The organism is Cobetia sp. 1AS1, assembly GCF_029846435.1.
Lineage (GTDB): Bacteria > Pseudomonadota > Gammaproteobacteria > Pseudomonadales > Halomonadaceae > Cobetia > Cobetia amphilecti.
Genome location: NZ_JARWKU010000002.1, coordinates 587,775 through 599,964, shown reverse-complemented (window position 1 = coordinate 599,964; position 12,190 = coordinate 587,775). Strand labels below are relative to the sequence as shown.

Annotated in this window: 8 protein-coding genes; 3 read left to right on the top strand and 5 right to left on the bottom strand. The window is 60.3% G+C overall.

The window, feature by feature from the left end:
- Nucleotides 1-194: 194 nt before the first annotated feature.
- From QD280_RS06325 to QD280_RS06305, 5 genes are all read right to left on the bottom strand, one after another.
- A complete protein-coding gene (locus tag QD280_RS06325) occupies nucleotides 195-623 on the bottom strand; it encodes a DVU3141 family protein (protein WP_279838657.1) in 429 nt (142 codons plus the stop codon).
- 60 nt (nucleotides 624-683) lie between these two features.
- Entirely contained in the window at nucleotides 684-2,594 is a 1,911-nt protein-coding gene (gene cysN, locus QD280_RS06320) for a sulfate adenylyltransferase subunit CysN (protein ID WP_279838656.1), read from the bottom strand.
- 171 nt (nucleotides 2,595-2,765) lie between these two features.
- Nucleotides 2,766-3,707: a sulfate adenylyltransferase subunit CysD gene (cysD, locus tag QD280_RS06315; protein ID WP_279838655.1), complete on the bottom strand. Its 942-nt coding sequence runs from the start codon at nucleotides 3,705-3,707 to the stop codon at nucleotides 2,766-2,768.
- Nucleotides 3,708-3,866: 159 nt separating this feature from the next.
- Nucleotides 3,867-4,715 carry a 3'(2'),5'-bisphosphate nucleotidase CysQ gene (gene cysQ, locus QD280_RS06310; protein ID WP_279838654.1) on the bottom strand — a complete coding sequence of 283 codons (849 nt, stop codon included), beginning with the start codon at nucleotides 4,713-4,715 and terminating at the stop codon, nucleotides 3,867-3,869.
- Between the two features lie 110 nt (nucleotides 4,716-4,825).
- Complete coding sequence (locus QD280_RS06305; protein WP_279838653.1) at nucleotides 4,826-6,586, bottom strand: SLC13 family permease; 1,761 nt, start codon at nucleotides 6,584-6,586, stop codon at nucleotides 4,826-4,828.
- 407 nt (nucleotides 6,587-6,993) lie between these two features.
- Here QD280_RS06305 and QD280_RS06300 point away from each other — a divergent pair, with 407 nt between their 5' ends.
- The 3 genes from QD280_RS06300 to QD280_RS06290 all read left to right on the top strand — a co-directional run bounded on the left by QD280_RS06300 (nucleotide 6,994) and on the right by QD280_RS06290 (nucleotide 11,883).
- Nucleotides 6,994-9,369 (top strand): capsular polysaccharide biosynthesis protein, encoded by a 2,376-nt coding sequence (locus QD280_RS06300; RefSeq protein WP_279838652.1) that lies wholly within the window; start codon nucleotides 6,994-6,996, stop codon nucleotides 9,367-9,369.
- A 282-nt stretch (nucleotides 9,370-9,651) separates the two neighbouring features.
- On the top strand, nucleotides 9,652-10,866 hold the full coding sequence (locus QD280_RS06295; protein WP_279838651.1) for a capsular biosynthesis protein: 1,215 nt from the start codon (nucleotides 9,652-9,654) through the stop codon (nucleotides 10,864-10,866).
- Nucleotides 10,867-10,998: 132 nt separating this feature from the next.
- Complete coding sequence (locus QD280_RS06290; protein ID WP_279838650.1) at nucleotides 10,999-11,883, top strand: SDR family NAD(P)-dependent oxidoreductase; 885 nt, start codon at nucleotides 10,999-11,001, stop codon at nucleotides 11,881-11,883.
- Nucleotides 11,884-12,190: the final 307 nt, after the last annotated feature.

Sequence of the window (12,190 nt, the reverse complement as noted above, 5' to 3'; positions counted from 1 at the left end):
TCATCGGGCTAGGCCCCTCATAGTGCAAAGAAAATCGTGCAAAAAATAGAGCAGTGTCGGTCAGGAATGACAGCGTCGGCCATGCCAGCCTGCTTCCTGCAATCGTCGTTTCACGCCAAGCCAGGTGCGGTCCTTTCAGCGAGTAGGTGCCGAAAAGTTGCTGAGAACTTGCCGAGAAGTTATCGAGAAACTCCTCAGCGAGCCTCTTCCAGCAGGCCGGTCACCAACCGCTGGGTCACCCAAGTGCCTTCACCGGCCTTGCCGTCATTGCTGGTCCGGCACGCCAGCTCCTTGCTGGGCAGATCACGCTGATTGGAGACCGTCAGCTCACGACAGATACGTCCGCTGGCCGCGAAGTAGCGCTCATGGGCGACCACTTCGACATTGCTGCCCCAGGGGCTGGTCGGCACGGCAATCACGCTGCCGGGGGCCGCGCTGTCGAGAAATGACGAGACATCCACCGGCAGCGCCGCAGCGCCGGTCAGGTTGGCCAGGTTGGTGCTGCCGGCACCGGTGGATTCCGGATAGGAGGTCGCGCAACCGGTGATGATGAGAGCAATGCCTGCTGCGTATACAATCCGTAACGCGCCTGCATGACTTTGCTTTAGTAAGGACCTAGTCATATTGATATCCTGTGAATGCAAGAAACCTGCCCTATAACAGGGGAAGATCGGCGTGAAGTATCAACCGATGACGTTGTAATGCTTGAGCTGATTAATCAGGGTCACGGCTGTCTCCTTCAGACTCAATTCCCCGGTGTTGATCTCGATTTCCGGGTTCTCCGGCGCTTCATACGGCGAACTGATGCCGGTGAAGTCACTGATCTCACCGGCACGCGCCTTGCGATACAGGCCCTTGGGATCGCGCTCTTCGCAGACGCTGATCGGCGTATTGACGAAAACCTCGATGAATTCGTCAGCACCGACCATGTCACGCACGGTCTGGCGATCGGCCTGGAACGGCGAGATGAAGCTGACCAGGGTGATCATGCCGGCATCGACCATCAGCTTTGCAACTTCACCGATGCGCCGGATGTTTTCAGTACGATCAACCTCAGTGAAGCCCAGATCACCACACAGGCCGTGACGCACGTTGTCGCCGTCCAGCAGGTAGGTGTTGTAGCCCATGGCGAACAGCCGACGCTCCAGCGCATTGGCGGCGGTGGACTTGCCGGCACCGGACAGGCCGGTGAACCAGATGATGCACGGCTTCTGCTTGTTGCGATCGGCGCGGCGCTGCTTGGTGACCGCCATGTCGTGCCACACGATGTTGCTGGCACTCAGGGTCTCCTTGACCATGCCCGCACCGATGGTGATGTTGGACAGGCGGTCAATGAACACGAAGCTGCCGGTATGCGGTGAACGCTGATAGCTGTCCATGGCCAGCGGCTGGGTCAGTTCGACCTGCACGCGAGCGATACCGTTGAGCGGGATATTCTCCGCTTCGTTGCGCGCCATGGTGTTGACGTCGGTCTGGTGGATGATGCGACCGACGCGGCCAATGACACTGGACGTGCCGAGCTTGAGCTCGTATTCCTTGCCGACGATCAGCGGGTCCTCGTGCATCCACACCACGTCCGCGGTGAAGGCGGTGCACGGCTCCAGATCGGAATCTTCGGCGACGATCATGTCGCCACGCGAGATATCGATCTCGTCGGTCAGCGTCAGCGTGACAGCCTGACCCGGCCAGGCGATGTCGAGATCACCGTCGAAGGTGACGATACGCTCGACGGTGGAGGTGCTGCCGGAGGGCAGAACCTTGATCTGCTGGCCCGGCGAGACGGTACCGGCAGCCAGGGTGCCGCAGTAGCCACGGAAGTTGAGGTTCGGGCGGTTGACGTACTGCACCGGGAAGCGCAGGTCGGTCAGGTTGCTGTCCTCAGTGACATCGACGGTCTCGAGGATGTCCATCAGCGGACGCGCCTCGTAGGCGGCATCGTCGTACCACGGGGTGTGCTCGCTGATGGAGACGACGTTGTCGCCTTCCAGCGCGGACAGCGGCACGAAGCGGATATCCGGGACTTCCAGGTCCTTAGCGAACTCCTTGTAGTCCGCGACGATCTCGTCGAAGCGTTCCTGGGAGTAGTCGACGATATCCATCTTGTTGACCGCGACCACCAGGTGCTGGATACCCAGCATCGAGCAGATGTAGCTGTGGCGGCGGGTCTGGGTCTGCACGCCGTAGCGCGCATCGATCAGGATGATCGCCAGGCTCGCGGTAGACGCCCCGGTCGCCATGTTGCGGGTGTACTGCTCGTGCCCCGGGGTATCGGCGATGATGAACTTGCGCTTGTCGGTGGAGAAGTAGCGGTAGGCGACATCAATGGTGATGCCCTGCTCACGCTCTGACTGCAGACCATCGACCAGCAGCGCCAGATCGACCTTGCCGGTGGTGCCGCTCTTCTTGGAATCGCGGGTGATGGCGGCCAGCTGATCTTCATAGATCATCTTGGAGTCGTGGAGCAGACGACCGATCAGGGTCGACTTGCCGTCATCCACGCTGCCGCAGGTGATGAAACGCAGCAGGTCTTTCTGCTCGTGTTCCTTGAGATAGGCTTCGATATTTTCCGCGATCATCGTCGACTGGTGTGACACTGTCATTCTCCCTGAACGGGGCCTGTCCGGCGCGAGCGTCTTGTGGCGTATGAGGCGCGACGCTTCCAGCGCTGAGGACATCCCTCGTCCTGTCAATTTCGTTGAGTCCTGCTTGCCTTGAAGCATGCCATCACCGTTGCTGGCGACGGAGCCGGATACCTGGCGCGTGGCCTAGAAATAACCTTCGCGCTTCTTCTTCTCCATCGAGCCTGCCTGGTCGTGATCGATGGCACGACCGGAGCGCTCACTGGTCCGCGTCAGCAGCATTTCCTGGATGATTTCCGGCAGGGTCGCGGCGGTGGATTCCACGGCGCCGGTCAGCGGGTAGCAACCCAGGGTACGGAAGCGCACGGACTTCATTTCCGGCACTTCGCCTTCTTCCAGCGGCAGGCGGTCATCATCGACCATGATGTCGAGGCCGTCACGCTTCACCACCGGACGCACGGCGGAGTAATACAGCGGCACGATCTTGATGGACTTAAGGTAGATGTACTGCCAGATGTCCAGCTCGGTCCAGTTGGAGAGCGGGAAGACGCGGATGGACTCACCCTTGTTGATCTTGGAGTTGTAGATGTTCCACAGCTCCGGACGCTGGTTCTTGGGGTCCCAGCGGTGGTACTGGTCACGGAAGGAGTAGACGCGCTCCTTGGCCCGCGAGGCTTCCTCGTCACGACGTGCGCCACCGAAGGCAGCATCGAAGCCGTGCTTGTCGAGTGCCTGCTTGAGACCGGCGGTCTTCATGATGTCGGTGTACTTGGCACTGCCGTGATCGAACGGGTTGATGCCCGCCGCGACGCCTTCCTGGTTGATGTGCTCGATCAACTCCATGCCGACTTCCGCGGCCATCTCGTCGCGGAACTTGATCATTTCCTGGAATTTCCAGGTGGTGTTGACGTGCATCAGCGGGAACGGCGGCACGCCCGGCGCAAAGGCCTTGCGCGCCAGGTGCAGCATGACGGCGGAATCCTTGCCGATGGAGTACAGCATGACCGGATTGGCAAATTCCGCTGCCACTTCACGGATGATGTGAATGGATTCGGCCTCAAGTTGCTTGAGGTGGGTCTGACGTTCCGGTGTGATGCCAAGCTTTTCGGCCGTGGATGATGCAGTCATTACTGATCCTTTACGATCACTAGCTGGTTGTCCCTATCCTCTCCGCACGCACTGACAGGCGAAACTCACTGCGAAGAGAACATAGTATCTTTGACACGAGACTGACATCTTCTGGCGTCAGTCCGGTGACGCTTGCCTACCCTCTGACTTGCGCCTGGTTCATGCCCAAGGAGCGGCCGGCGTGGCACAGACGATGAAATAGGGGTTGAGCACGCTGTCATGCTGGTTGTAACGCAGCGCCTGACGGGTCTCGGCATTCAGCACCTGACCACCCGCGGCTTCGACCACCGCATGCGCGGCACCGGTATCCCATTCACAGGTCGGGCCGAGGCGCGGGTAGAGATCTGCCGCCCCTTCCGCCACCAGGCACAGCTTCAGTGAACTGCCCATGGCGACGATATCGCAGGCAGCGAAGTCGGCGACGAACGCCTTGAATTCTTCGGTCTGATGAGAGCGACTCCCGACGATGCGCCAGCTGTCGGTGGAGCCAGGCACATCACTGACGGCGATGGCCTGACGCTCACCCTCGCCAACCTGTTTCTCGGCGATGGCGGCCTGGCCTTCCCCCTGCTGGGCACCGACGTAGAGGGTATCGATGGCCGGCGCATAGACGACGCCCATGGTCGGCACGCCCTGCTCGATCAGCGCGATGTTGACGGTGAATTCGCCATTGCGCTTGATGAATTCCTTGGTGCCATCCAGCGGATCGACCAGCCAGTAACGTGTCCAGTCACTGCGCACGTCCCAACTGATGTCCGCGTCTTCCTCGGACAGGATCGGCGTGGCGCCGAACTCGACATCCATGGCCTTCAGACCGTCGACGATGACGGCGTGCGCTGCGCGGTCTGCCGTGGTCAGCGGGGAATCATCCGACTTCATGTCGACCGTGAAGTCACCGCTCTCGTAGATCTCCATGATGGCAGCGCCCGCCTTGCGAGCAATGGCCTCCAGCGCATTCAACATGGCGCGTGTCGTGCTGTCGGACATGCTCACTGTCGTATCCGTCATGTGCCTTCCTGTCAGTGTTGAATTCGCCAGCCAGACTGACGATGAAAAGGTAACGCTCGCCAGCGGCCGCCAAACGAAGCAGGGCCTGGTTCTACCCGTCAATGACCAGATCAGCCCGTGAATGGCCAGATCAACGGGATCAGAGCGACCGAGGTCGTACCAACAATGAAGCTCAACGGCAGGCCAACCCTGATGTAGTCGAACATCTTGTAGCCCCCGGGGCCCATCACCATCAGGTTGGTCTGATAGCCCAGCGGGGTAAGAAAACTGGCCGAGGCCGCGAACATGATGGTAATTGCATAGGGCATCAGTGAGACCTCCAGCTGCTCACTGACTGCCATGGCGATCGGAAACATCAACACGGCGGCGGCGTTGTTGGTGATAATCTCGGTGAATAGCGTTGTGGTGAGGTAGATGAGTAACAGCATCAGCTGCGGCGAGCCGCCGCCCAGCTGCATGAGCTGGTCCGCCACCATCTGGGCCGCACCACTGTCGGTCATCGCCTGTCCCAGCCCCAATGCAGCGGCAATGACGACCAGCACGCTGCCATCGATGCTGGCGCGCGCCTGCGAGGCCGGGAGGCAACCGGTGAAGACCATCAGAATGGCGGCCGCCACCGCCGCCTCGACCAGCTCGGCCATGCCCGCCAGGTGCGTGATGATCATCAGACTCATGATGGCGAGCGCGATGGGCGCCTTGGTCAGATTGGGCATGCCATTGCCATCCAGCGTACTGACCAGCAGGAATTCGCGGTTATAACGATGCAGGCGCGTGAAATCGGCAGCGGCTTCCAGCAACAGGGTGTCACCGGGGCGCAGCACGATGTCACCGACCTTGCTGTTGATGCGCTCACCATCGCGTGACACGGCGAGAATCACGGATTGATAGCGAGTACGAAAGCGCGCTTCGCGCACGTTCATGCCGACGACGGGGGAGCTTGGGGCGATGACGGCCTCGACCATACGGCGCTGGTGGTGATCCAGATCCAGGCCTGCGGCGTCGCTTTCCAGCCCGCGGAAAACACGCACTTCATGCGCCGTGTCCGCGACACCGACGAAGATGAGGCGATCACCGGACTGGAGGATGGTGTCTGGGCCGACCATGGACAGCAGCTTGCCGGAACGTTCTATCTCGGCCAGATAACCGAATTGAAGACTGCGCAGCCCCGCCTCTTCGATGCTCTTGTCGTGCAGCGGCCCCTTGTCCGCCACTCGCATGGCCACCGAATACTCGCGACCATTGCCGAGCTGTTCGACCAGCCCCTTGCGCTGGGGCAGGAAACGCCAGCCGATCAGTACCATCCACAGGGTGCCGATGATCAGCACAGGCACGCCCAGTGCAGAGATATCAAAGATGCCGAGCCCGGGCAGATTGGCCTGGGACTGCAGCAGGCCGTCGACGACCAGATTGGTACTGGTGCCGATCAGGGTGCAGGTACCGCCGAGAATGGCGGCATAGCTCATGGGCATCAGCAGACGCGAAGGCGAGATTTTCATGCGCGCACACCAGCCCTGAACCAGGCCAATGAAGAGTGCGACGACGGGAGTATTGTTCAGAAAGGCGCTGAGCAGCGAGGTGATCGGCATCAGGCGTGCCAATGCTGAAGAAGGAGAACTGGGGCGACCGAGCAGACGTTCGAGCATCCAGCGCAGCGCGCCAGTTTCCTGCACGCCGGCGGCGACCACGAAAAGCGCGCCGATGGTCATGATGCCCGGGTTGGCGAAACCGGCCAGGAAGGTCGCTGGAGAAATGACGCCCAGCAGAATCAACGACACGGCAGCGGCCATCATCAGCCACTCCGCCGGCCAACGATTCCAGACAAGCCCTGCCAACACTCCTACCGTCACCACCAGGGTGACAAAAGCATCCATGTGCTGCGCGATTTCCATCTACTAGCGTTCCCTTGGCGTCCTGCCGCTTCTTCTGATCAAGCCCTGCGCTTCACGTTCACATGAAGCTCAAGCATTAATGAAAATGCATCGCAGAGCGTGGCACTTTAGCAGTAAAGCTATTACTGCTGAAGCATGCAGTGAAAAAGCTGACAAACAAAATAAAGCACCTGTTAATCATTTGCCTGCTACCAATATCGCGAGCAAAGACTTGATTGAATTCGTACGTCACTTTGCGTACTTTCCCTATTTGCGGACTCTGAGTCAACGGTCTCACACGACAGTCTCACCAGGCGTGCTGAGCATCACGAGTAAGCAGTCACTTTTCTTATCTGAAACGGACACCCTGCATGCTGAAGGCGGCAATGAACCAAGGATGGGAGCTTCTCATGCGTGCTCTGCCCTGCGCCTCTCACGCTCGGCACGGATCAGCGGATGTCACGAATGACGCGACCTCCGGGGCATCGCTCTGTTTTTCTTCAGGGATTTATCGCCAACCACTTCTTGCCTGCTTCATTCCCGAGTTGCTGCCACTGACAAGAGGGCGTACACCCCTTTCGTGTCAGAACAATGACAACTCGCTCACCTTCAAGAATTTATCTTTCGCTGCCAGCCGACGCGCCCCGACAGGTACACTGAGCAAAAAAAATGTAGGAAAAGAACAACATCCAGCAGCAAGCGAGACTGATACTTTGTCAGAGCTCGGGGCATCGAAAGGGATAAATACTGCGCCAGAATTCGTGGGCCAGAAATCCTCGACAAACATCATGCGTGTCGTCGGTTGGGGACATAAACCGACGGCGAAGCGCGCGCGCCAATATGCGCTTGAACATGGATTGCCCTACGTTGCATTGGAGGATGGTTTCCTGCGTTCTCTGACCCTGGCAAGCGCCGGTTACCTTGGCATGGCGATGGTGGTCGATCATCAGGGCATCTATTACGATGCGCGCCAACCGAGTGATCTCGAGCAACTGATCAATGAAGCGCCGACGCGTCAGGCAGAAGCATTGCTGGCGCGCGCGCGCGCGGCTCTCGAAAGCCTGCGCATGCATCGCTTGAGCAAGTACAACCATGCACCAGAGCGCAAGCTGCCAGCCCGAAAGCCTGGCATGCAGCGCCTTCTCATCGTGGATCAGACCGCCGAGGATGCGTCTGTCGTGGGCGGCATGGCCAGCCCGGAGACTTTCCTTGCCATGCTGAGGGAGGCCTGTGCCATCGAGGGAGCCGAGGTATGGGTCAAGGTGCATCCGGATGTGATCGCCGGCAAGAAGCGCGGCTATCTGCTGGAAGAGGCACGCAAGCTTGGCTGCACGCTGCTGAGCGACGACATCAACCCCTGGTGCCTGTTCGAACAGGTCGATGGCGTCCATGTCGTGACCAGCCAGCTTGGGCTCGAGGCCCTGATGGCAGGCCTGCCGGTGACCTGCCACGGCATGCCGTTCTATGCCGGGTGGGGCCTGACGGATGATCGCCAGCAATGTCCGCGCCGAGGCCAGTCACGCACGCTTGAGCAGGTGTTTGCCGCGGCCTATCTCGAATACAGCCGCTATGCCAACCCCTATACCCAGCAGGCCGCGACGCTCGAAGAGATCATCCAGCTGCTTGCAGACCAGAAGCGAATGGCTACCAGACTGGCAGGTCACTGGATAGCGCCGGGGTACTCGCGCTGGAAGCGTAATTTCCTGCCCGGCTTCCTGGGCCCCTTGGCACACTGCGACTTCGTCAAAAGCGATGCCATCGCACTGCAGAAGCTGCAAAAGACAGCTGGTGTCACCATCGCGCATGATCCGCAAGCGATGTCGCAGCGCGAACAACAGGCCCCACCCCCTACCCGCGTGCTGAGCTGGGCGAGCCGAACCACAGCAGAGCTGGAAGCCTCCGTCATTGCACAAGGGGGCGCTCTGTGGCGAATCGAGGACGGTTTCTTGCGCTCAGTCGGCCTGGGGGTGGATCTCACGCGGCCACTTTCGTTGATCCTCGACCCGCTCGGCATGCATTTTGACGCCAGTCGCTCAAGCACACTGGAGCAGTGGTTGATGCATCATGATTTCACCGATGCCGAGTTAGGCCGCGCACGCCAATTACGGGAGCGCCTGATCACGTTGGGACTGAGCAAGTACAATTCGGAAGGTGATGCATTGCCGGACCTTCGCGCAATGGCCAAGGGCCGTGACGTGATATTGGTCGTCGGCCAGGTGGAGTCAGATGCCTCGATACGCCATGCGTGCCCCGGAATACGCACCAATCAGGCTTTGCTTGAGGCGGCGCGAAAATTGCACCCTGAAAGCTACGTGATCTATAAGCCGCATCCCGACGTTGTCACAGGGGGGCGTAGTGGCGAGATGACGACTGAAGGCGGGACGTACGATCTCGAATTGACCAGCGGCAATATCAGTCGGTTATTTGAGCAGGTGGATCATGTACACACACTCTGCTCGCTCGCGGGCTTTGAAGCCTTGATACGAGGTGTGCCCGTCACGACCCATGGCCTGCCCTTCTATGCTGGCTGGGGGCTGACTCATGACCTTGTCGAGTGTCCAGGACGAACTCGACACTTGAGTGTGGATGCCCTGGTGGCTGGCGCTCTGATCGAGTATCCCGTGTATGTGGCCCCTGAGCACGGTCACTTATGCAATGCCGAGACAGTCGTCACGATCCTGGAACAACAACGTGACAAGCTTCGCAGAGGTACCTTGAAGCCAGCATTGCCTTGGAAAACCCGTCTTTATCGAGGCTATCGCGCCTTATTCATCGGGAAGCATTGAATCATGTTACATGGACGTCTGGCATTGCCTTTCACCGCTTCAGCTTCGGCCCTCATGCCCGCGGACGCTCGCGCGCAAGAGAGCCTTGGGGAACAAGGCCTCTCACCGGCAACCTCCGTGGCTAGCGCGATCGAAAAACTGCGCCAGCTCAAGATGTCGGATGATGCCGTCCTGACACGACCGCCAGTTCAGCCCGATGCCTCGCATGGTGCTGAATTGCACACTCCGGGGCAGCCACCCTCTGCTCACATCCGACCGGGAGGCGGCCGCCGGCGCGTCTTCATGTTGCTGCAGGGGGTGTGCTCGCCCTTCTTCCTGCATCTGGCGAAAAAGCTCAAGCAGGATGGCCATGAGGTCATCAAGGTCAACTTCAACAGCGGCGACAGCTTTTACTGGCGCCACGACAAGGCGTATGCCTACCGCGGCAAGCTCGAGGACCTCGGGGACTGGATCGCCGAACTCTGGCGCAAGCATCACGTCACTGATCAGGTATTGTTCGGCGACCGACGCCCGGTACATCGTGATGCCGTGCTCAAGGCGGAATATCTCGGCATCCGTACCCACGTGTTCGAGGAGGGCTACTTCCGTCCCTACTGGGTGACGCTGGAGCGCGAAGGCGTCAATGGCCACTCCCTGCTGCCACGCGACCCTGACTGGTTCCGTGAGGCAGGCAGACACCTCGAAGATGCCCCCAAGCCGCAGCGTTTCAAGGCGCCTTTCAGTGAACGTGCGCGTCATGACATCACCTACCACCTGGCGGGCGCGGCCAATCCGCTGCTGTTCCCGCGCTATCGCCCGCACAGCATTCACGCCGTGCAGGAATACGCGGGCTATGCGACACGACTGCCCTTGATGCGCTGGTACAAGCGGCGTGACGCCAAGCGTATCGATCAGCTGATGGGCAGTGGCGCGCCCTACTACATGCTGCCGCTGCAGCTGAATACCGATGCCCAGATACGCCACCATTCGCGCTTCGCCAACATGCAGGAAGTCATCCAGCGGGTGATGAAGAGCTTCGCCCTCAATGCGCCACGCGGGGCACGCCTGGTGATCAAGAACCATCCCCTCGACATGGGTCTGGTGGATTACCCGGGGCTGATTCGCTCATTGGAGCGCCGCTACGACCTGATCGGGCGTATCGTCTATCTGGAGAGCGGCAATCTGGAGAAGCTGCTGCAGCAGGCCAAGGGCATGATCACGGTCAACAGCACGACCGGCAACGTGGCGCTGCAGTATCGCTGCCCGACCTTCTGCATGGGTGACCCGATCTTCAACTTGCCGGGCCTGACCTTTCAGGGTTCGCTGCATGATTTCTGGACCCAGGGCCAGCGCCCCGACACCACGCTCTTCCGACATTTCCGCAATACGGTGATTCATACCGTGCAGCTCAATGGCGGCTTCTACTGCAAGCCGGGCATGCAACTCGCCGTGTTGGGCGCGTCCAAGATACTGTGCGCCGAACGTTCGCCGCTGGAGAACATGTTGAGCCGCTGCTGAACATGCAAAAAGACTGCTGGACCACGCAACAACGGTGAGACACGCCAACGATGGCAGCCTCTCTCACCCGACCATAACGAGAAACGCAAGGGAACTGCCGACCTTCGGTGTCGGGATTCAAGGAGACCAAAGATGACGGCCATGCCCCCCCAGCAGCCAGAGCCCACCGACGCTGAACGCGCCGCTGGCACTCACCGAGCGGATAGCCGACCTGCAGAGAGCGACGCCAGTGCGAAAGCCGCGCAGGATGCCAGCCGCCTGCGACGCGTCCTGATCACCGGTGCCACGGGCGAGATAGGCGGCGCCCTGGCACGCGCCTACGCCGAGACGGGCACCACGCTGATCCTCACCGGCCGCAAGCAGCGCAAGCTCGATGCGATCGCCAGCGACTGCCGCAAGCTGGGCGCCGAGGTGGAATGCACGGTACTCAATCTGTGTGATGAAGAGACCCTGTTCACCTGGCTGGATGAAGTCTGCGCGCGCGGCGTGCCGGACATCGCCATCGCCAACGCCGGCATGAATACCGATATCGGCCCCCAGGGCAACGGAGAGCGCTGGGAGGATTCACGCCGCCTGCTGCAGACCAACGTGATTGGCACCCTGGGCATGGCTCACCATCTGGCCATGGCGATGAAACAGCGCGGCAGTGGCCAGCTGGTACTGCTCAGCTCCCTGGCGGCCTGGCATGGCCTGGCATTAACGCCCAGCTACAGCGGCAGCAAGGCGGCGGTCAAGGCGTATGGCGAAGGCCTGCGCAGCTGGCTCAAACCCCATGGCGTGGGTGTCACCGTCGTCATGCCCGGCTATGTCACCTCGCCGATGTGTGAGGCCATGCCGGGGCCCAAGCCCTTCGAGATGCCACCCGAGGAGGCCGCACGCCGCATCCTCAAGGGTGCAGCGCGAAACCGGGCGCGTATCAGCTTCCCCTTCCCGCTCAACTTCGGGTGCTGGTGGTTGAGTGTCCTGCCCGCCGGAATCTCCCAGCGCCTGCTCGGGTGGTTCAATTACACTCATTGATCGGGGCTTGCGTCTTCGTGAGCCTGAACCGCGAGCCGGCCCGCCATGAGCAGCAGGCGATGGCTCAGCGTTTTTCCATTGTCATGACAATGAGTTAGCGTAATACCCCAGCACCTGCCACTGGAGTACATCGTGCAGAATCGATGGTAAAGACAGTGGCGGGAACGCCATAGCGGCAGTTGGACACGCTGGAACGATCAGGATCTGGACACCAGAGCGCCTGAAAATACTGCGGCGAGGGGCCGACTTGTCACTCCCCTCGTCGCCATGGATCTTGATCAGGGTCGAGTACTCGACCGGACACTAC